Source organism: Maribacter chungangensis (genome assembly GCF_042676845.1).
GTDB classification, from domain to species: domain Bacteria; phylum Bacteroidota; class Bacteroidia; order Flavobacteriales; family Flavobacteriaceae; genus Maribacter; species Maribacter chungangensis.
Window position 1 is genome coordinate 345,160 of record NZ_JBHTHY010000014.1, and the last position, 21,254, is coordinate 366,413.

General features: G+C 40.5%; 15 protein-coding genes. 4 read left to right on the forward strand and 11 right to left on the reverse strand.

Annotation, left to right across the window (positions count from 1 at the left end):
* Positions 1-246 precede the first annotated feature (246 nt).
* From ACFQZJ_RS15700 to ACFQZJ_RS15725, 6 genes are all read right to left on the reverse strand, one after another.
* Complete coding sequence (locus ACFQZJ_RS15700) at positions 247-627, reverse strand: endonuclease domain-containing protein (RefSeq protein WP_379935823.1); 381 nt, start codon at positions 625-627, stop codon at positions 247-249.
* A 191-nt stretch (positions 628-818) separates the two neighbouring features.
* Positions 819-3,197, reverse strand: a complete 2,379-nt coding sequence (locus ACFQZJ_RS15705) for an ABC transporter permease (protein WP_379935824.1) — start codon at positions 3,195-3,197, stop codon at positions 819-821.
* Positions 3,198-3,352: 155 nt separating this feature from the next.
* On the reverse strand, positions 3,353-5,755 hold the full coding sequence (locus ACFQZJ_RS15710; protein WP_379935825.1) for an ABC transporter permease: 2,403 nt from the start codon (positions 5,753-5,755) through the stop codon (positions 3,353-3,355).
* Positions 5,756-6,165: 410 nt separating this feature from the next.
* Positions 6,166-6,861 carry an ABC transporter ATP-binding protein gene (locus ACFQZJ_RS15715; protein ID WP_379935826.1) on the reverse strand — a complete coding sequence of 232 codons (696 nt, stop codon included), beginning with the start codon at positions 6,859-6,861 and terminating at the stop codon, positions 6,166-6,168.
* 151 nt (positions 6,862-7,012) lie between these two features.
* On the reverse strand, positions 7,013-8,263 hold the full coding sequence (locus tag ACFQZJ_RS15720) for an efflux RND transporter periplasmic adaptor subunit (RefSeq protein WP_379935827.1): 1,251 nt from the start codon (positions 8,261-8,263) through the stop codon (positions 7,013-7,015).
* A 229-nt stretch (positions 8,264-8,492) separates the two neighbouring features.
* Positions 8,493-9,845 (reverse strand): TolC family protein, encoded by a 1,353-nt coding sequence (locus ACFQZJ_RS15725; RefSeq protein ID WP_379935828.1) that lies wholly within the window; start codon positions 9,843-9,845, stop codon positions 8,493-8,495.
* A 315-nt stretch (positions 9,846-10,160) separates the two neighbouring features.
* On the opposite strand from ACFQZJ_RS15725, the gene ACFQZJ_RS15730 reads away from it, so the two are divergent.
* Both ACFQZJ_RS15730 and ACFQZJ_RS15735 read left to right on the forward strand, forming a co-directional pair.
* Positions 10,161-11,525, forward strand: a complete 1,365-nt coding sequence (locus ACFQZJ_RS15730; RefSeq protein WP_379935829.1) for a sigma-54-dependent transcriptional regulator — start codon at positions 10,161-10,163, stop codon at positions 11,523-11,525.
* A 670-nt stretch (positions 11,526-12,195) separates the two neighbouring features.
* A complete protein-coding gene (locus ACFQZJ_RS15735; RefSeq protein WP_379935830.1) occupies positions 12,196-13,542 on the forward strand; it encodes a sensor histidine kinase in 1,347 nt (448 codons plus the stop codon).
* Here the strand turns inward: ACFQZJ_RS15735 and ACFQZJ_RS15740 are convergent.
* From ACFQZJ_RS15740 to ACFQZJ_RS15760, 5 genes are read right to left on the reverse strand one after another with little or no spacing between them, the layout of a single operon-like run.
* Entirely contained in the window at positions 13,539-13,886 is a 348-nt protein-coding gene (locus ACFQZJ_RS15740; protein ID WP_379935831.1) for an MGMT family protein, read from the reverse strand. The two genes, ACFQZJ_RS15735 and ACFQZJ_RS15740, sit on opposite strands and share 4 nt — an antisense overlap.
* A 2-nt stretch (positions 13,887-13,888) precedes the next feature.
* On the reverse strand, positions 13,889-14,518 hold the full coding sequence (locus ACFQZJ_RS15745) for a LysE family transporter (protein WP_379935832.1): 630 nt from the start codon (positions 14,516-14,518) through the stop codon (positions 13,889-13,891).
* 4 nt (positions 14,519-14,522) lie between these two features.
* Positions 14,523-15,191 (reverse strand): tRNA (guanosine(46)-N7)-methyltransferase TrmB, encoded by a 669-nt coding sequence (trmB, locus tag ACFQZJ_RS15750; protein ID WP_379935833.1) that lies wholly within the window; start codon positions 15,189-15,191, stop codon positions 14,523-14,525.
* A 49-nt stretch (positions 15,192-15,240) separates the two neighbouring features.
* The gene (locus ACFQZJ_RS15755) at positions 15,241-16,305 is read right to left on the reverse strand and encodes a sensor histidine kinase (protein WP_379935834.1); all 1,065 of its coding nucleotides are present in this window, start codon (positions 16,303-16,305) and stop codon (positions 15,241-15,243) included.
* Positions 16,305-16,991: a response regulator transcription factor gene (locus tag ACFQZJ_RS15760; RefSeq protein ID WP_379935835.1), complete on the reverse strand. Its 687-nt coding sequence runs from the start codon at positions 16,989-16,991 to the stop codon at positions 16,305-16,307. Before ACFQZJ_RS15760 ends, ACFQZJ_RS15755 begins: the two co-directional genes overlap by 1 nt.
* Before the next feature lie 183 nt (positions 16,992-17,174).
* Here ACFQZJ_RS15760 and ACFQZJ_RS15765 point away from each other — a divergent pair, with 183 nt between their 5' ends.
* Both ACFQZJ_RS15765 and ACFQZJ_RS15770 read left to right on the forward strand, forming a co-directional pair.
* Entirely contained in the window at positions 17,175-19,997 is a 2,823-nt protein-coding gene (locus tag ACFQZJ_RS15765) for a TonB-dependent receptor (RefSeq protein ID WP_379935836.1), read from the forward strand.
* Positions 19,998-20,030: 33 nt separating this feature from the next.
* The gene (locus tag ACFQZJ_RS15770) at positions 20,031-21,233 is read left to right on the forward strand and encodes a multidrug transporter (protein WP_379935837.1); all 1,203 of its coding nucleotides are present in this window, start codon (positions 20,031-20,033) and stop codon (positions 21,231-21,233) included.
* Positions 21,234-21,254: the final 21 nt, after the last annotated feature.

Below are 21,254 nucleotides of genomic sequence, written 5' to 3' on the forward strand. Positions count from 1 at the left end.
CGATTATCATGCCACTCATTTAAGTAACTAATAATGAAATAGTTATGATAATTTCAAAAAACCGAAGTGTAAAAATTTTTAACACACCTTGTCTACTATTTTTACAGCAGTAGATGGTGTTTGTGCTGAATATGTTATTATATCCTTTTTTTTAAGCCCCCCTCTTTTTAGTTGCAATCTTCCTCACATAATCCCTCCGTCTCGCTGAAGCGAGCCACCTCCCTTTGACAAAGGGAGGAGCTTTTCTTACTCTTTTGTTTTATTTTCTCTGAAATTCCCTCTAATCTCCATAAGTACAGATTCCAAATTATCAAAGACCATTTTATTCTCGAAACGAATTACCGTAAAACCTTCTTGGTTCAAATAAGATGTTCTTTTGTCATCATATTCCATGGCCGTTGCGTTTTGATGTACCTCGCCATCGAGTTCTATAATCAATTTATCGGAGGCCAGATAAAAGTCAACTATATAATTGTCGATACTGTGCTGTTTTACGAATTTCTTTCCATCAAGCTGTTTTGACTTCAACTGATTCCAAAGAAAGGCTTCCGCGGGCGTAAGGTTCTTCCTGAGTTCCTTTCTGGCTTCCAAAAGTTCCTTTCTGTTATGGATCTGTATTTTCTTCATGATGTTGTTTTTTTAAAAGGGGAGATTAGTGCCAATATCTATTCCTTAGTTTTTAGTTTCAACCCTTGTCACACAATCCCCGCCAGAACACTCTGTCGGGCTGGCCTCCGAACCGCAAAGCGGCCCATCTGCGCCTTCCTCTAACTCATACATTGTTCGTCGAAGGCAAGTGAAAAAGGGAGGCCCTTTTCTTACTCGGTTCTCAAACTCTTTACAGGATTGGCAATAGCTGCTTTAATTGCTTGAAAACTTACCGTTACTAAGGCAATACAAATAGCCACCGCCCCAGCAATTACGAATACCCAAATATTTATCTCTATGCGATATGCGTAGCTTTCCAACCAATTTTTCATCACCCACCAAGCTAATGGCCCTGCCAATACCAACGCTATTAGAACCAAGCCCATAAAGTCTTTTGAGAGCAACTGCACAATGCCGCTAACACTCGAACCTAAGACCTTACGCACGCCAATTTCTTTCTTACGCTGTTCTGCGGTATAGGCGGCTAGGCCGAACAAGCCTAAACAAGAAATTATAATCGCCAAGGCAGCGAATATCTTTGCTAACTCACCAATCAACTCTTCATTTTTGAACTTAGAATTAAATAAGTCGTTTTCAAATCGATATTCAAATGGAAATGCAGGATTATATTTTTTCAAAACATTCTCGATAGCTGCAAGGGCATCAGTTCTAGATGATTTGGGTTTTATGTTTACATACATAGTGTTCGCATTGTCCGAATAACTATAAAAAATAACCGGTCCTGAATTGTTATTACCGTATATGTCCCCATAGACATAATCATTAACTATACCTATTACATTATAGTTGATACCATCGTCCATAATAGTTTTACCAATAGCACTATCTTCTCCCATCAATTTAGCAAAAGATTTGGTTATTATAACATTGGTACTGTCTATCATAGCATCGTTGTTGAAGTTACGACCTTCAAGTAAATTTAATCCTACTGTGCTAAAAAAGTTTGGACTTACAAACCTATATCTTACCAATACATTCTCGGAATCCTGCCCTCCTTGCCATCGATATCCTTGCCCATTAAAACCCCCTGTGAGCATGTTTGCATTGGTCAGCGCAGCATTATCTATTAGACCTGATGCTATCAATTCCTCTTTAATAGGTTGAAATTTCTCAATCATATTCCCGCTTACAGGTAGATTTAGCAATGTTCCTTTGCTATAACCTACATCCCGAGAGCTTATATGTTGTATCTGTTGATAAATAATTGTACTGCAAATGATGAACATGATGGAAACCGTAAATTGAGTAACCACTAAACCTTGACGAATTAATGATGTGTTTCCTAGATTTTTGCCGGTACCTTTAAGTACTTCTGCAGGTCTAAAAGAGGATAAGTACAGGGCGGGATACCAGCCTGCCAAAACTCCAGAAATCAACGTGATGCCCAAAAGAAAAAGAATATGAGTAGGGTTACCCAATCTAAGCACTATTTGCTTTTCGACTAGGGTATTAAAGTACGGTAACAATAGTACTACAAGAACAACACTTAATATCGCCGACATAACGGATAAAATCATAGACTCCGTTAAAAACTGACCTACCAATCTTTTTTTGCTTGAACCCAATACTTTTCTAACCCCAACTTCATTGGCACGTTTCCCACTTCGAGCTGTTGAGAGGTTCATAAAATTGATACAGGCAATCAATAGAATGATTAAAGCGATGAAGGCCAGCGACCTTACCAAACTAACCTTACCTCCAACAATTTTCCCTTCTTTAAACTCGGAACGTAGATGCCAATCCTTAATGGAATGTAAGAACGCCTCATTTGGAACTTCCGTATCATATTCTATTTTGGAAGCTATCATTTTCCTGACCTTGCTATCTACTGTTTTAAAGTCGGTGTTTGGAGTGAGTTCTACGAAAGTATCAGCAAAATTTCCACCATATTGTTGGGCCCAAGCCATATTTTCTTGTCCTAATTGGAAACGCTGAAAGGGTATAAGCCAATCAAATTTATAGGTAATCGTACTTGGCAAATCTTGTATGATGCCCGTTACGGTAAAGGAAAACTCATTATTCAATTGTAGTACTTTATTCAAGACGTTTTTATCGGTGCCGAAAAGTGCTATTGCGGTTTTCTGTGTCAACACAATTCCGTCTGGCCTGGAAAGGGCTGTCTTCAATTCTCCCTCCAAAAAGTTTAAACTAAAGATTTCTAAAAAATCAGGTTGCACGTACCTTCCAAATCTATTGATTCCCGTTTCCCCGTTGGTGAGCAACATCTCCTCCCCAAATGTTGCGGCAGATTTTGCAATTCCGGGCACTTCTTCTTTTAAATCTTTGGCAAGCGGTCCCGGGGTAACGTTATAAGTATATACTTCCCCTTCAAAAGTTTGGTTGGTGGGCACGTAATAGACCAGATTCTGTTTTGGGAAAACACTATCAAAATTTATCTCGTCCTCTACCCAAAGTAATATCAAACAGGCACAGGTAATGCCTATGGACAGCCCGAAGATGTTAAGCGCACTAAATCCTTTGTTTCTCCAAAGGTTTCTGAATGCGATTTTTAGGTAGTTTTTTAACATGATTTTATCGTTTTGATTTGATTGATGATTATACGCTTGTTTTCTATTTAACTCTGCCAATATAATCCCTCATTCTCGCTGAGGCAAGCCACCTGTGCCTTCCTCTCACTCATACTTCGTTCGTCGGAGACAAGTGAAAAAGGGAGGCCCTTTTCTTACTCGGTTCGCAAACTTTTTACTGGATTATTGTTGGCAGATTTGAACGCATGGAAACCAACGGTAATGATCGCAATCGATAGCGCTATTGCCCCAGCTAAGACAAATACCCACCATTCCACATCAATACTATAGGCATATTCATTAAGCCATTGTCGCATAGCGTACCAAGAAAAGGGTATGGCTATGATAATGGCGATACCTACCAGTTTAATAAAATCTTTGGACAATAGGGTAACTATACTAGAGACTTCGGCCCCTAACACCTTTCGAATACCAATTTCCTTCGTTCGCAACATAGCACTATAGGTTGCCAATCCAAATAGACCCAAACAAGCAATAAAAATGGCCAAACAAGAAAATATCGTAAAGAGTTTTCTAAAACGTATATCAGCTATATATTGTTTGTTAAAAGCATCATCCAAAAAACTATAAATGAACGGTCTATGCGGAGCCAATTGACTCCATTTGTTTTCTATTGCGGCTATCGCTTTGGTATAATTAGTTGAGCTGATACGTAAAGAAAGGTACCTGCCATAAGGAACTTGTCTTATGGTAAGTGGCGCGACCTCTGAGTGCAGCGATATATAGTTAAAATCTTTGACCACACCAACAATAGTACCCTCGCGGCCCCATTGCTGAAACTTTTTTCCAATAATCTGATTTGGGTCTGTATATCCGAATTCTTTAGCAGCCGCTTCGTTAATAATGAGCGAACTTATGCTATCAGCCGGAAAATCTGGAGAGAATGCCCTACCGGCTACCACATCAATTTTATAGTGTTGAATGAAATTATTGTCCACTTCATAAATGTAAGGGGAGAAATTTTCCATATTCCCCTCATACGTTTCTATATCTGTCCCCGCAGCAGGAAAGTGACTACTGGGTACCGTTCTTGAGAGGGAAACCGAGCTTACATCAGCTAGCGCCAACAGCTCTCCTTTAACGGCCTCAGCCTTGTTCAGTACTTGATTGTCCCAATTAAAGTCCAATATCAGCTGTTGTTCCTTATCAAAGCCCATATCCTTATTTAGCATAAATCCAAGTTGGTAGTATACGACCACCGTACTGGCAATAAGCGCAATGGATATGCTAAACTGAAGTACGACCAACCCTTTTCTAAGGTTGGTGCCTTGAGGTGATGTTCTAAAGGCGCCTTTCAGCACACTGACCGGTCTAAACCCAGAAAGTACAAAGGCTGGGTAACTTCCCGAAATAAGCGCGGTCAACAAAGACGTTCCAAAATAAAGCAGAAGGATAGGAGCGGTCATAAAAGAAGCCATTGTAAATACGTTACCTGTTAAGGAGCTCAACCATGGTAAGCCTATAAATGCTAGACCAAGACCAAGAAGTGAGGCAATCAGCACCAAAATCAACGATTCCCCTAGGAATTGATATATAAGACCTCTTCGCTCCGCCCCAATTACTTTGCGTATCCCCACTTCTTTTGCCCTTTCCAAGGAACGTGCAGTGGACAAATTCATAAAATTGATACTGGCAATAACTAAAATAAACAGCCCAATGATAGCAAATATGTAGATATTGGATAAACTACCTGTTTCGCCCGGTTGACGATCGGCGGTAGAATACAGATATATTTCGTTCATGTTCTCCAACGAGAAGTTGTAGTAATACTCTTCAGCTTCTTCTGCATCAAGATGTTTTTCTAAAAAACTTGGAATTTTGGACTCGAATGCGGCTTGATCAAAATTGTCGGCAACCAAGAGATAGGTATAAAAATCAACATAGCCCCACCATTCAAAGATCTCAGATCTGCTCTGCCGAAAACTACTCATGGACATGAGTACATCAAAGTTGAAATGGGAATTTTGGGGAATGTCTCTCATTACTCCCGTTACTGTATATGTTCCATCATTGGCCCTGCCACCAATACCTTCTATGGTTTTACCAACAGGGTTTTCATTACCAAAATATTTTTTTGCCGTGCTTTCAGTTAAAACAATGGAATAGGGAGCCTCTAGCGCGGTTCTCGCATCCCCATTGAGTAAGGGCCAACTAAAGACATTAAAAACGGATGCATCTGCATAAAAGCATTCCCCTTCTTGAAACTTGCGGTTGTTATATTCCAATAAGATATCACTTCTACCAGAAAATTGTGCCTTTTCAATAATTTCTGGAAAATCAGATTTTAATGCGGGACCAATCGGGGCATTGCCCCAAACCCATGCATCTTCTGGGTTGTTTGCGTTGGAATGATGGATTACCCTGTAAATCCCATCTTTCTTGTCATGATAGGTATCATAAGAAAGTTCGTTGGATATAAAAATGGCAATTAATAAAAAGCAAGCAAGGCCTATGGCCAATCCCCCAATATTTATAAAGGAATATCCGCTATTTTTTAGGATATTTCGCCAAGCGATTTTAAAATAGTTTTTGAACATGCTATTCGTTTTTTGTCCTCCCCCTAGCCCCCTCCCAAGGAGGAGGGTACAAGCTTGGTGTTGATGAATAAACTTCCACTTTACCCTAATTCAGACCTGTCAGGTTTCTTTCTTTTTGGCAACTTTCTATATCGATAGCCTCTTGATTTGATTAAAATTTAAACCTGACAGGTCTTGCCTTTTTTATTGATTTTACTGTTGAACCTCAGGCCTCAGGTTCCTAGTAATTGATGAATAAACTCCTATTTGTACTATTTGGTTTCAATCTTTATCACGCAAACCCTCCGTCAGCAAAGCTGCCACCTCCCTTTTACTTCGGCTACACTCAGCAACCAAGAAAGGGAGGAGCTTTTTTTACTCAGTCCTTAGAACACCCAGCATGAAATTCCCCCTTCGGGGGCTAGGGGGCTTTACATCATGGCGCCAATAGCTCTATTTTGACTTTCCGTAACTATTTGACCATCAAATAAGTTCACCACCCTATGGGCGTAATGAGAATCCCGATCCGAGTGCGTTACCATAACGATCGTAGTACCTTCTTGGTTGAGTTCCGTGAGCAAGTTCATAACTTCGATACCATTTTTGGAATCCAAGTTACCGGTTGGCTCATCGGCAAGAATTAGTTTGGGATTGGTGACCACCGCTCTTGAAATAGCGACACGTTGCTGCTGCCCACCCGATAATTGTTGTGGAAAGTGCTTTTCCCTGTGCGCGATCTTCATACGCTCCAAGACCTTCATTACTTTTTCCTTACGCTCTGCCTTGCCCATTTTTAGGTAAATAAGGGGCAGTTCCACATTTTCATAGACGGTGAGCTCATCTATGAGGTTAAAGCTCTGGAAAACAAATCCTAAGTTCCCTTTTCGCAATTGTGTACGTTGACTTTCTTTTAAACCTGCAACCTCATGGCCTGCAAAGTTGTAACTACCCTCCGTAGGATTATCCAGCATCCCTATGATATTCAATAAGGTAGATTTACCACAACCGGATGGTCCCATGATGGCGACAAACTCGCCATCTTCAACGTTCAGGTTTACATTGTTCAATGCCAGTGTTTCTACCTCCTCCGTTCGAAAACTCTTTTTTAAATCTTTAATTGTTATCATTTGTTGTTCGTTTTTGTGTTTGTTTTTTTTTGAAAAAATCGCTCACTAACCCTCTCCAAAGGAGCGGGAATTCCTTTGAGAACAGGGAGGAGCTTTTGCCCTGTCCTTTTAACACCCGGCTTAGCACTCTACGCCTATGGCGGACTAGGGGCTATTTTAATATGATCCGTTCCGCATCGCCAAAACTGTCATAATTGCTGGTAATGACTTGTTCGCCAGACTCCAAGCCATCCAAGACTTCGTAAAACCTGGCGTTCTGTTTCCCAACCCTGATATTTCTTCTTATAGCTTCATCGGTACCTGGGGTCACCACAAATATCCATTGTCCTCCCGTGCTTTGAAAAAAACTTCCCTTGGGCAACAACAGAGCATCGCTAGATTCGCCCAGCTGTAATTTGATATTGTAACTCTGTCCGGTACGGATCGTTTCCGGCTTTTCATCGATAAAAACAAGATCTACCCTAAACCTACCATTTCTAACTTCTGGATATACTTTTCTAACCCGGAGTTTAAAATCTTTTCCGTTACGCTCCAACACGGCACTTAGATCGCGTTTAACACGGTCAATATAATGTTCGTCTATATCTGCCTCTATCTTATAATCGGTCAGTACATTAATCTGTCCTATACGTTGCCCTTGCGATATATTCTGTCCTATTTCGGCATCCAGAAACCCTAATTGTCCGTCAGCTGGAGCCCTAACATTTAAGTGATCCAGTCGTTGGTAAACCATACCCAAGGTTTTTTGCATACGAGCCAGATCGGCATCGAGACCAGTTAATGAAGTTACGCGGAGTTCGTCGTCATTTACCGTCTGCATCTTTACAATATCATATTGCTTTTGGGAGAGTTCGTAGTTTTCTTTGGAAAGCTGATATGCTTCCTTGGATATTAATTCTTCCGCGAACAAGGCTTTATTCTGCTCGTAATTCCGTTTTAGCCTTTGTAAATCGGTACTAGCTGTTGCGAGCGACCGGCGACCTTCAACCTGACGGGAATCGAAGGTTAGTTTTGTAGAACGCAAATCATTTTGCTTTAATGCCAAATTACTCTCACTGGCTAGAATCTGTTCGTAAAGGTTCATATTCTCCAACTTTAAAATGATATCCCCCTTTTTGACCATGGCGCCTTCCTCTATCAATTTTTCGGTCACGCGTCCGCCTTCGTAAGCATCCATATAAATGGTAGTAATAGGTGCAACATTCCCATTAATAGTGATATAATCGTCGAACTTGCCCGCTGTTACCTCCGCAATGGATAGTTTGTCCTTCTCCGTTCTAAACGTAGCTACGGAGGTGCTAAAAATGAGCTGGTACCCCACAAAAAGCACTAACAATCCTATGGCAATATATCCGTAATGCTTTGGCCGTAATCCTTTTTTCTTTTCTAATTGTATGTCCATCTTATTTGGTTCCTGTGTTATTAGGTTACTGTGTTATTAGGTTATTAGGTTACTGTGTTATTAGGTTATTGGGTTACTGGGTTATTTGGTTATTGGGTTACTGGGTTATTGGGTTACTGTTTTATTTGGCTTCATGTTTCACGTTTGAGATTTAAGACCCGCCCGCCGCATGAGGTTCCAATGTTTTGGATATCCGTTGCGTAAACCAACTTAATTCCCCCTTTGGGGGCTAGGGGGCTTTTATATTAAACACCGGTAAACCCCTATAAAAGTCTAATGTACTCTTATTGATCTCGGAGCGCAGCCTAACCTGTAAATTTTCGTTTTGCGCACTGGCAAATAAATTTTTTGCAGTGAACAGTTCAATACCGTTTATCATTCCTTTTTCGTATCGTTTTTGCGCTATGGCAAAGGCCATGCGTTGCGCCTTCACATTTTGATCGCTCTGCCCTGTTTCTACTAAAAGTGCATTATACTCCTGCACCAATTCTTGTATGGTCTGAAAAAGCACCTGTTCCTGTACTTTTAAATTATTTTCTTGCCGTAGCCTTTCTATTTTTGCCTGCTTTACCCTAGATCTTGCAGACCAGCCGTTACTAATTGGTATGTTAAGATTTAGACCATAGAACCGAGAAAAATTATCCCTGAACTGTTCGCGAAAAGGTAAGGTACTTCCCAAACTATCCCTAAACGTTTCAAAGTAACCTGTACCCATACCTGCAAAAAGTGATAACGATGGGTAAAGTCTACCTCTAGCGACTCCCACCTGTTTTTTTGCCGCTTGCGCCCTTAATTCCTGTGCCTTGATTAACGGCAGAAATTCACGGGCTTTGGCATATACGGTATCCGACTTCATTTCTGTTCCGGCTTCTGCATCGGTCATTACTTCTAAATTGGCTATAATTTCTATTTCGGAGGTGTCTTCCAGGTTCATTTCTTGGATAAGTGCCAACTTTGCAGCCGCTAGCTGATTCTTACTTTGTGTTAAGTTTAATTCATCCGACAGCAGTGAAGATTTAGCCTCATACCTATCGGCCCCGGCCATAAGGCCCAATTCAATTTGTTTCTCTACCAATTGAAAATTGGTCTTTGAAACAGATACCTGTTCGGTCGCAATAGCCACTAAACCTTCAAAAAAACGAATGTTGTTAAAGGCTTGCATTACCCGGAACGCTAAAAGATATTTCTGTTGTAAACGTTCCTCCTTAGCTGCCCTGAAAAGAAATTTAGAAACCTTTATCGAGTTTATTTTCTGAAAACCTTGAAACAAGTCGATGTTGGACTGAACCGAATAATTATTAGAGAAAAAATCCTGTACCCCGAAGGTACCCGTAGTAGGATCCTCTGCCCTACCGGAATTCACCTGGTAATTTGCTCCACCGTTTACTTCTGGCAACAGATTTCGAACAGATTGACGGTAGTCTTCCCTATTCGCATCACTGTTATACTGAAAGTCCTTAAGCAGTAAGTTATGTTCCAAGGCATAAGCAATACAAGCATCCAAGGTCCATTGCTCCTGGCCTGTAGCTTTTATGCTGAGGACAAGAAAACAAAATAACGTTATTTTAATTTTTAAATTCATAGGTATAGTACTGTGCCAAACCATACACTAGATACGTGCCATAAATTTAAATACCTGTTTATCAGTTGTTTAATTAAGGAATAAATTATTCGTGTAAAACAAAGTGTAAAATAACTATACAGATATTGTCCAAAAATTGGACAGTGTGCTAAATGTATAGAATTTGATTTGTAGTTTTAACTGTGTTTAAGGTTTAAAAAATTAATGCTAAACACATAAACAAATAATCATATCCTCTTTTTTTGGGTTGCAGGTATAGCCTTGTTTTACATCAAATAAGAGGGTTTTTGGGATTTTTTTTTAATTGAGAACAACATGACAGATGCGAACATACTGGTAATAGACGACAACAAAAGTGTTCTTAGTGCTCTGGAGATTCTATTACAGTTTGTGCATAAAAGTGTGCAGACCATTTCCAATCCTAATCAAATTTCTTCCTTTCCCAATCTTAATGCCATAGACATCATACTACTGGACATGAACTTTTCCGCCGGTGTAAATACTGGAAACGAGGGGCTCTATTGGCTACGGGAAATAAAGAAAAAATCGCCCCATATTTCCGTTATTATGATGACAGCTTATGGTGCCATAGACTTGGCTGTTGAGGCACTAAAAGAAGGAGCCTCGGATTTTATTCTTAAACCATGGAACAATGAGCGATTATTGACTACTGTAAAATCTGCATACGAACTCCGAAAAAGCCAAAAAGAGGTCGATCAACTTAAACAAAAAGAGAGCAACCTCAAACAGGTCATCAATCAAAACAAAAATTTTATTGTTGGCACATCAAAAGCATTGAATTCTGTGCTAAGCCTTGTACAAAAAGTAGCTAAAACAGATGTAAATGTATTGGTTACGGGTGAAAATGGCACCGGAAAAGAACTCATCGCCAGAGAATTACACAACCGCTCCATTAGAAACAACGAAGTTTTCATTTCTGTTGATATGGGTTCTATCTCGGAGAATCTTTTTGAAAGTGAACTGTTCGGCCACGTAAAAGGTTCCTTTACAGATGCCAAGGAAGACCGTGTTGGAAAATTTGAAGCGGCAAACGGCGGCACCCTCTTTTTAGATGAAATAGGAAACCTTTCCCTTCAAACCCAGGCAAAACTATTATCCGCTATACAAAACCGAGTTATCGTACGGGTAGGTTCCAATAAACCGATCAGTGTAGATATTCGCTTAATATGTGCAACCAATTGTAATCTTGACCAAATGGTAGCGGACGGATTATTTAGGGAGGATTTGCTCTATAGAATTAACACGATACGGGTGCAAGTACCTCCACTGAGAGAACGGGACGGCGACATACTGGTCTTGGCCGATTTTTATCTGAATAAATTCGTGAACAAATACGGTAAGCCAGGACTTAAAATAAACCAAGCTGCACAGGAAAAATTAATGGCCTACCACTGGCCTGGAAATATTAGGGAACTACTGCATACTATGGAACGTGCCGTGATACTGTCCGAAGGAAATGTATTAAAACCTACCGACTTCTTATTGGAAACCGGACAAGCGGTTTCCATAGAGAACGGGCCAAGTACTTTAGAAGAAATGGAGTTGGTAATGATAACCAATGCCTTAAACCAGAATGATGGCAACTACAGCGCAGCCGCGGAACAATTAGGGATTTCCAGACAAACGCTCTATAATAAGTTGAAGAAAAGAGGTGGGTAGTTGGTAGTTGGTAGAGGGTAGTTGTTAGAGGGTAGTTGGTAGAGGGTAGTTGGTAGTGAAAAGTAGCAGTTGGCAGTGGCAGTGGCAGTTAAAAGTGAGAAGTAATAAGTGGTCTTGTTCGTCTTTGCGAGGAGTAAAACGAATGCTGAAGTTATGATAGATGGTCGTTGCGACGTGGCAATCTGTTGAAATAGAGGGTAATTGGTAGTGGGTAGCGGGTAGTGGGCAGTAAAAAGGAGTAAAAAGTTAAAAGTGAGAAGTAATAAGTGGTCTTGTTCGTCTTTGCGAGGAGTAAAACGAATGCCGAAGTTATGATAGATGGTCGTTTCGACGCGGCAATCTGTTGAAAAGGTGGATGGTTTTTAGTGGGTAGACGGTAGTGAGAAAAGTTGGTAGTGGCAGTTAGCAGTGGCAGTGGCAGTGGGCAGTGAAAAGGAGTAAAAAGTAATAGGTGAGAAGTAATAAGTGGTCTTGTTCGTCTTTGCGAGGAGCGAAACGGATTCTGATGTACGAAAGCATGGTGAATGCGACGTGGCAAACTGTTGAAATCCGGACATTGCAAAATAACAGATTGCCTCGTGCCCTGCAATCACGTAAGTATAGTGGTAAAGCAGTTCGGTTTACATTTGGAGTTACGGTTGTGTTTGATTTTTTTATTTGAACTTGAACTATGGTAAGTAGAAATATATATCTTCAATTAGTGTTTAGGGTCATTTTAATGACACTTACGATAATCATTTCCACCTATTTCTTTTTTAACGACCATTATGTAGCGGGAGGTATTGGAGCGATTATCATGATTTTCCAAACAGGCGCACTTATAGAATACGTAAACCAGACCAATCGTAAGATAGCCTATTTTTTTGATGCGATCAAGAACGAGGATTTTACGCTTCGGTTTCCCGAGAAACTTAGTGTAAAATCATTGGAAGAACTAAATCATAGTTTGAACATGCTTAATTCCATGATTCAAGATATCCATCTAAAAAAACAAGCTCAGGAACAATACTACCAAGAAATACTGCGGCAGGCAGATATTGGTATTTTTACCATAAATCCAAAAGGGCATATTCTTTACGCAAATCCTACGGTTCAAGAACTTCTGAATTATAGACCACTGAACCACGTAAAGCAGCTCAACCAAGTAGACAAAGACCTCTATGCACTTTTTGCCGACCTTCAACCCTTTGGAAATACCATTTTTAAACTTGGAAACGAGCGCGGTAAAAAGGAACTAAGTCTAAAATGCACACCGATTGTTATAGAAGGCCAACAGCTGCTTTTGGTCGTTGTTCATGATATTCATAAGGAACTGGATGAAAAAGAAACCGATTCCTGGGTTAAGCTTATTCGCGTATTAACCCATGAGATCATGAATACGATTACGCCTATCACGTCAATTTCGGAATCTATTCTAAATTACTTCAAAAAAGGCACCAATCCGGACATACCTACGCACTTTTCCGAACAGCAAATTAAAAATACCACCAAAGGTCTTGAAGTGATAAAGGAACAAGGGTCCGACTTAATGAGTTTTGTACAATCGTACCGTAATTTTTTAAGTATTCCGGAACCTGATAGAGAACTGGTGCCGGCAAATGCACTTCTGGAAAAAATAACCCTCTTGCTAAATGAACAAAAAGAACATTCCGGCATTACCATAAAAACCCAAATAGAACCAATAGGCTTAGAATTATACATAGATCAAAAACAACTAACGCAGGTGCTATTGAACCTAGGAAAAAATGCCAAACAATCATTGGAAGGAATAGATGATGGTTATATCCATTTTACCGCCGGAATAAACGCTGTGAACAAAAAATACATTCAAGTGACAGATAACGGTGCCGGAATCCCGGAAAACCTGATCGATGAAATCTTTGTACCTTTCTTTACCACTAAGAATACAGGGACCGGTATAGGGCTGAGCCTTTCAAAACAAATAATGAGGTTGCACGGCGGAAGTATAAACGTATCATCTGGTGAAAAAACAGTGTTTACCTTAACATTTGACTAAACGTCCTTAGGAGTGCCCAACTCTTTATACGGATCCCAAAAGTGGGCGTCCAAATTCTGGATTTGATTTTCGATAACGGTTACACCTTCACTTTCCAGTAATTGCTGCATAAGGTTTGTGCCGTCAAAATGGTGTTTCCCTGTTAATAGTCCTTGTTTGTTCACAACTCTATGGGCAGGAACATTTTCTATAGTATGCGATGCGTTCATGGCCCAACCTACCATTCTTGCGCTACGAGCAGCCCCCAAGTAACTGGCAACCGCACCATAGGAAGTAACCCTGCCATAGGGAATCTGTTTTACGACCTCATAGACCCTGGTAAAAAAATTAGTGTTATCTGCCATTTTTAGGTGTTGTAAACTCTGACAATGGTAATAATGAGTAGTACCAGCATTAAAAATCCAAGGATATAATTAGCGTTCTTAGCAAATTTTTGGGTCTTATGTTCTAGTTTGTCAAAATAAAAAACATAAAGATAAAGTACTGAAAAAGTCCCGGTTCCTGCCGCTAAAACGAAAGTTACAATGTCCAACACCTGAAATTTTATCCACCCGGATGCGTTCCACATAATATTCAATCCGCTGTAATAGGGAATCGTTAACAAATTCACCGCCGCTAAGAAGACACCTTTAAAGTAGCTGCTACGCTTACTGATTTTTATTTCCTTTATTTTCTTCTTTTTGTTACTTCTGGCAGCCATAAAAAAGTAAACTGCCAACGCTGCAAAAACAATAATAGCGATTTTAAGCAGTATAGCGACTACATCCGGATTTTTATGAAGAAACTTGGAAATGAATACGGCTACAATGGCTTGCAGCATAATCATGGTGGATACTCCCAAACTGAAGACAATACCATTTAGTTTGTTCTTTTCCACACTGGTTTTCGCAGCATTTACGTTTAGCAACCCAGGTGGGACCGTGGCCATAAAAGCGGCTGAAAACGTGGCAAAATAGAGTATCAACAAGTGTTGCATAGCATCAATTTATCCGAAACTGGATATAGGTAATCGGTTTTCCCTTTTCAAGGTACTGATTTTCGTAGAAAGTCTGCAGTTCCAACACTTCCTTAGGACTTCCTTCATTTTTATAAACGTCATGGTTCGCATATAGTACTTCATATCCGGCTCCATGCAAAAGTCCCAACGTGTAGCCATGCATAAATTCGCTATCGGTCTTTAAATGCATTAGCGCTCCTGGTTTTAGTACTTTCTTATAGCGATCTAGAAAAACTTGGTTCGTCATCCGGTGTTTGGTGCGCTTATACTTTATTTGAGGATCTGGGAAGGTTATCCATATCTCGGAGACTTCATTTTCGGCAAAAAGCCGGTCTACCAATTCTATTTGGCTCCTTAAAAAAGCTACATTATCGAGTCCTTCTTCCAAAGCAGTTTTGGCTCCGCGCCAAAAACGGGCTCCTTTAATATCGATTCCTATGAAGTTTTTATCTGGAAACAGTTTAGCAAGGCCAACGGTATACTCTCCTTTACCACAACCTAATTCTAAAACAATGGGGTTATCATTACTAAAATGTTCCTTCCAAACCCCTTGTTTAGAAAAGCCTTTTTCTACCTCGTCCCTAGTGGGCTGAATTACATTTTTAAAGGTCTCGTTTTCCTTAAATCTCTTAAGCTTGTTCTTACTGCCCACAATTCATAGTATAAGTGGACAAAGCTACTAAAAATAAGACCTTTGACCGTTATCCCTTATCTTGAATTTGCATCTTGCTCTTTTCTAAAGTAAACGAAAACTCCGAACCTACGTCCAAGACGCTTTCTACGTATATTTTTTCCCCGTGGGCCTCTATCACGTGTTTTACAATGGCCAGGCCCAAGCCAGAACCACCTTCCTTTCTACTTCGATTTTGATCTACCCTATAAAAACGTTCAAATAATCTAGGAATATGTTCTTTGGGAATACCGTCACCGTTATCCGTTACCCGCACGATCACTTTGTTTTTTACCAAATTTTCTACACTCACCTCTGTTGTACCGTTCTCATTTCCATATTTTATGGAATTGACCAAGAGGTTGGTAAGCACCTGTTGTATTTTTTCCCTATCGGCATGTACCATAATAGGCTTGTCGTACAAAATGTCAAAGGTTAGGACAATTTTATTTTTTGCCGCCTTCATTTCCAAAAGGTCAAATACATTCTGTATGAGCTCAATAATATCAAAATCCTGCTTGTCTAGCCGTAAGTCACCAACTTCCAACTTGGTAATCAAATCCAGATCCTTTACGATATATATAAGTCGATCTACTGCTTTATTGGCCCGCGAAATATATTTTCTTCTAACGTTCTTGTCTTCGATAGCGCCATCTAGAAGCGTCTCCAAATACCCCTGAACGGTAAACAGCGGGGTCTTAAGTTCATGGGAAACATTCCCTAAAAAATCTTTTCGATATTCCTCGCGAATCTTTAAGGTGTCTATTTCTATTTTCTTGTCTTTTGCGAATTTTTCGATTTCTGCCGTAAGTGTCCGCATGTCGGTAGTAATTGGATCGGTAGTCAAGGTAGACGATTCCAACAAGGCAACATCATCGTAGATTTTTTTAATTCGCTTGTAAATGAATTTCTCTATTCTCAATTGAAGCGTTACAAATGAGACCAAGTAGATAAAGAGGAGCAGACAGCTATAAAACCACCAGTTCAAAAATTGAAATTGCCAGAGCAATAATGCCAAGAAAAAGGCGGATAACAGGGTAATATAAAAAGCGGACCTAAAGGCGAACCTATAGGATTTTTTTATTTTACCGGTCATTAGAGTACGAACTTATATCCCACACCCTTGACCGTTTTAAAGTGCTCTTCCCCGATCTTTTCCCTTAGTTTTCTGATATGAACATCTATGGTGCGGCCGCCCACCACCACTTCGTTGCCCCATACCTTATCTAAAATCACCTCCCTTTTAAACACTTTACTGGGCTTGGAGGTCAAAAGGGCCAACAATTCAAATTCCTTTCTCGGTAGGATTATTTCCTTTCCTTTCTTAACAATTTTATACTCTTCCCTATTGATGATGATATCCCCTACTTGGGTGATATCTTCTTGTGAATCCTCATCCTTTAGCACACGCCTTAGTAAAGCGTTTACCTTACTTACCAGTACTTTAGGTTTTATTGGTTTGGTTATATAATCGTCCGCTCCGGCGTCAAAACCCGCCATTTGCGAATAATCCTCTCCGCGGGCCGTTAGAAAGGTGATCACCATATTTTCCAGTCCGCTGGTTTTTCTCAATATCTCACAGGCCTCTATACCGTCCATCTCCGGCATCATTACATCTAAAATAACAAGATGGGGCTGTTTCTTTTTGGCCTTGGCCACTCCTTCCACTCCATTTTTTGCGGTAAACACTTCATAGCCTTCCGCAGTGAGATTATAGCTTATAATCTCAAGAATATCTGGCTCATCATCTACTAAGAGTATTCGAATGTCCTTTTTTTTCATGCTGTTGTGGTACGCTTATTTTCTCAAAAGTAAAGATAATACACGTACGATAGGATGGCTTAACATTGATTTAATGTAGTAACGTTTAGGTAACACTAAAAAAATAAATGTTTAACACGGTAGTAACTCCACCTTTACAATATACCGGTTTCTTTGCAGCGGATTTTAGAACCAATTGATCCTATGAAGAAATTAGTACTAGTTGCTTTACTTATTTGCAGTACCAATGTAGCTGCACAAGAGACCGGCAGCATGGTAGGAAAATTAATCGATAAAGAGGTTAATGACGAGCCGCTACCGTTTGCCAATGTTTTGATCAAAGGCACCACACAAGGAACTACCTCGGATTTTGACGGCCTATATCAAATAGAAAATCTGAAGCCGGGCAACTACACCTTAGTGGTTAGCTACTTGGGTTATGAAACCGTAGAAATTCCGAATATTGAAGTTGTTGCCGGGAAGGTTTCTACAGTTAACGTTCCAATGAGTGCCTCGGTAGGGATGTCCTTGGATGAAGTTGTGGTTACGGTTTCCGCAAGCAAGGATTCGGAAGTCGCTCTGCTTTTACAACAAAAGAACGCAACCGTAATGCAAGAGGCAATTAGCGCAGAAGCCTTAACCCTAAAAGGTATCGATGATGCCGCAGCAGCTGTCTCGCAAATATCAGGGATATCAAAACAAGAAGGTTCCAGTAATGTATACGTGCGTGGTTTGGGTGATCGATATCAGAACACGACCATGAACGGTTTATCGTTACCCTCGAATGACGTCAACAAAAAGAATATAGATTTAAATCTGTTTTCATCTAGTATTATCGAAAACGTTTCGGTAAGCAAAGCATATAATTCTTCTTACTACGGCGATTTTGCCGCAGGAAATGTAAATATAGATTCCAAGGAATATACCGGAGACGGTTATTTGGAAATTGCTCTTGGCAGTGGCATCAATACCAATGCCGTCGGAGCGGATTTTTTGCAAAGTGAAGGTACTAGTTTCTTCGGTTATTACAATCGATACAACAACAACCCCTTTGCAGTAATCCTATCACACGGCGTTGATCCGGAACCTATGTCAACGCCCGTGAACATTAACGGGGCCATTGAAGGCGGTTACTCTATAAACTTGAACGAGGAATCCCGACTAAGTTTCTTTGGAACGGCAAGTTTTAGAAACGGATATGAATTCTTGGAAGGTCCTGCGAGGGATTTCACCAATGTATTAAAGTTCGATTTTCCCAATACGGAAGAATATGCGTACAAAACAACTACTACCGCACTTGGAAATATCGTTTATAAAATTAACAACGAGCATAAAGTTAAGTATAGCTCCTTGTTCATTAACAGTGCAACAGATGCCGTTAGTTTCTTTGGTACGGAAGGACAGGGATTTAACCGTGACGGTATTACCTCGGATGACGGGTTCTTTATTTCTAACGTGCAGTTTAACCAAGACATGATTTTTGTAAATCAGCTTACGGGTCAACATCGATTTAACGAAAAATTGAAATTAGATTGGGGAACAGGTTACAACAAAGTCTTCTCGGACGAACCGGACAGAAAACGAATCACTTTAGAGAACTATCAATTTGCCCTGGATAGCGACCCCAATACAAATCCGGTATTCTTTACCAACACCGCTTTTGAAAATCAACGATTTTTTCAAAGTATACAGGATGATGAGCTTAACAGTTTTGTAAATCTGACCCATACGGTTTCAGACAAACTAAGCTTGAAGTTTGGATATAACGGACGAACCAAGGAACGAAATTTTAGCAGTATCCGATACGGCTATCGCATTTTTGACCGTACCACACCGGTAACGGACGTCAACAACTATGATGCCTTCTTTACGTTGGAAAACAGTAGCCTGGGAACACCACAAGGTGGGCTGTACGAAATCAGAAACCTTAACCCGATCAACACTGAAATCGGAGCCGTGAACAGACCTGGACTACCCGATAACAGCTATCAAGGAAATCTAGATATTCATGCAGGGTTCCTAACGGCAGAATGGAGTATCAACGACAAATTTTTGATAGTGCCGGGTATAAGAGCGGAATCCGTGAGCCAGAATATTGAGTATGATGTAATTAACCTTCCGCCCTCCGATCCCGGGTTTAGAAATGTATATGAGAATATATTTCTACCCAGCTTAAATATGCGTTACAAACTCACCGAAAATTCTAATTTACGATTTGGATTTAGCAATACCGTTTCTTTTCCGGAATTCAAGGAAGTCGCACCCTTTGTCTATGAAGGCGTAACCCAGCGTTTTGGGGGTAATCCCGATCTATTCGGTGGCAAAAACGGGGATGGTGTTAATTTTTCGGATATCTATAATTTTGATCTTAAGTATGAGTGGTTTATGGAACGTGGCGAATTAATTTCCATAGCGGCTTTTGGTAAACTTATACAGGATCCGGTAAACCGGGTTATTGCCGCGGATGCTACGGGAACGCAGCGGCTGTTTCGAACAGGGGAGCAAGCAGAGGTCATTGGCTTGGAGGTAGAGATGAGAAAAAACCTTATTACCGATGAAGACGATAAAGCAACCCTTTCCTTAGGTTTAAACGCGGCATATACGCATACCAACCAGGACCTAAAAAATATTGAGGCCGGAGATGAAAATACGTTTGGAACTACCTTTGACCGCGATTCCGATGCATTGCAGGGCGCATCTCCTTTTATTATCAACACCGATATAAATTATAGTCCGGCTTTTGAAAATTACCGGCCTAAGGCCACTTTGGTATTCTCTTATTTTTCGGACAGAATAGCGGCCTTAGGAGCAGGTTCTTTAGGAAACATTGTAGAAAAGGCCGTCCCTACCCTAAACTTCGTCTGGAAAAATCCAATAGGGGAACATTTTGAGGCAAACCTCAGCGCTTCCAACCTCTTAGACCCAAGCATCTCCTTGGTAAGGGAGAATACCGGAAACGGAGACATCACCATCAGGGAATATAATTTGGGCATCAACTTAGGAGTAACACTTAAATATAAATTTTAACAAAAGCTATAATTACACTTTAAACTAAAGAACATGAGAAACAAAGTATTAGTATTTGGTATAGCAGCCTCATTATTTTTTTCCTGTGAGCGAGATGATACGGCAGATATTATCATCACCGACAATAGCGTAACAACGGTTACCAACAACACAGGTACCGAAGGAGAAAATGATGGGGAGACCATCGTATTAACACCGGCATCCGGATCCATTACAGAAAATTTGACCTTGGAAGCAAGTAAGGAGTACATCCTTAACGGGGCTACCATAGTAGCATCGGGAGCAGTGCTCACTATAGAACCCGGCACCGTAATAAAAGCACAGGCAGGTCCTAATGTGTACTTGGCGGTAGAACAGGGCGCGCAGATCATTGCGAACGGTACCTCTTCCAATCCTATCATATTTACCTCTAACTCCACTACGCCTTCGGCCGGAGATTGGGGCGGGATCATTCTTTTGGGCAGAGCCCCCGTAAACTCGGTTACAGGTACATCTACGGCGACTTCCGAAATAGGAAATTTACCTTACGGCGGAAATATTGTGGACGATAACTCCGGTGTTCTAAGATATGTTCGCGTACAGTATTCCGGTGGCGCTGCAGATGGCCAATCAGAAAACAACGGCTTTTCATTTTATGGTGTAGGTAACGGAACTACCATAGAATACATTCAGGCGTTCGAGGGTGCGGACGATGGTATCGAATTTTTTGGAGGAACGGTAAATGCAAGTTTTTTAGTCGTTGTAAATGCAGAAGATGATTCTATTGACTGGACGGAAGGCTATAACGGAACAATAACGGATGCTTATGTATTACAAGGAAACGGCATTGGGGACGAGGCCTTTGAATGTGATGGTTTTAATACCGATTTCACGAATGCATCCGGAGCTTTTTCCAACCCTACGGTGACCAACGTTACTATTGAGAGTGAAAGTGGTACCAACGACAGTACAAGAGGATTTTTGCTAAGAGCAGGTACACAAGGAACTTTTTCGAATGTGCTTATCATAGGTAAAAATACAGGTATTTCTGTCGATGATGATGAAGCATCCACACCAACCTCATCGGGAGTTTTGGACGGCACACTACGTTTTACGGATGTTACTTTCACCAATGTTGCTGTCAATACTTCTATTGATGGAACAGCAACGGAAGATAATTTAGTAAGCGGAGTCGGGAACGGAACTGGAACTAATGTTACTGATTGGGGTGCCGGCTGGACAGCGGGTATTAATTAAAAAATACTATTGTATTGGACA

Bases quoted from the DNA above. Each gene is read 5' to 3' on its own strand.
- ACFQZJ_RS15700 (WP_379935823.1), bottom strand. From the start codon at position 627: ATGAAGAAAATACAGATCCATAACAGAAAGGAACTTTTGGAAGCCAGA.
- ACFQZJ_RS15705 (WP_379935824.1), bottom strand. From the start codon at position 3,197: ATGTTAAAAAACTACCTAAAAATCGCATTCAGAAACCTTTGGAGAAAC.
- ACFQZJ_RS15710 (WP_379935825.1), bottom strand. From the start codon at position 5,755: ATGTTCAAAAACTATTTTAAAATCGCTTGGCGAAATATCCTAAAAAAT.
- ACFQZJ_RS15715 (WP_379935826.1), bottom strand. From the start codon at position 6,861: ATGATAACAATTAAAGATTTAAAAAAGAGTTTTCGAACGGAGGAGGTA.
- ACFQZJ_RS15720 (WP_379935827.1), bottom strand. From the start codon at position 8,263: ATGGACATACAATTAGAAAAGAAAAAAGGATTACGGCCAAAGCATTAC.
- ACFQZJ_RS15725 (WP_379935828.1), bottom strand. From the start codon at position 9,845: ATGAATTTAAAAATTAAAATAACGTTATTTTGTTTTCTTGTCCTCAGC.
- ACFQZJ_RS15730 (WP_379935829.1), top strand. From the start codon at position 10,161: ATGACAGATGCGAACATACTGGTAATAGACGACAACAAAAGTGTTCTT.
- ACFQZJ_RS15735 (WP_379935830.1), top strand. From the start codon at position 12,196: ATGGTAAGTAGAAATATATATCTTCAATTAGTGTTTAGGGTCATTTTA.
- ACFQZJ_RS15740 (WP_379935831.1), bottom strand. From the start codon at position 13,886: ATGGCAGATAACACTAATTTTTTTACCAGGGTCTATGAGGTCGTAAAA.
- ACFQZJ_RS15745 (WP_379935832.1), bottom strand. From the start codon at position 14,518: ATGCAACACTTGTTGATACTCTATTTTGCCACGTTTTCAGCCGCTTTT.
- ACFQZJ_RS15755 (WP_379935834.1), bottom strand. From the start codon at position 16,305: ATGACCGGTAAAATAAAAAAATCCTATAGGTTCGCCTTTAGGTCCGCT.
- ACFQZJ_RS15760 (WP_379935835.1), bottom strand. From the start codon at position 16,991: ATGAAAAAAAAGGACATTCGAATACTCTTAGTAGATGATGAGCCAGAT.
- ACFQZJ_RS15765 (WP_379935836.1), top strand. From the start codon at position 17,175: ATGAAGAAATTAGTACTAGTTGCTTTACTTATTTGCAGTACCAATGTA.
- ACFQZJ_RS15770 (WP_379935837.1), top strand. From the start codon at position 20,031: ATGAGAAACAAAGTATTAGTATTTGGTATAGCAGCCTCATTATTTTTT.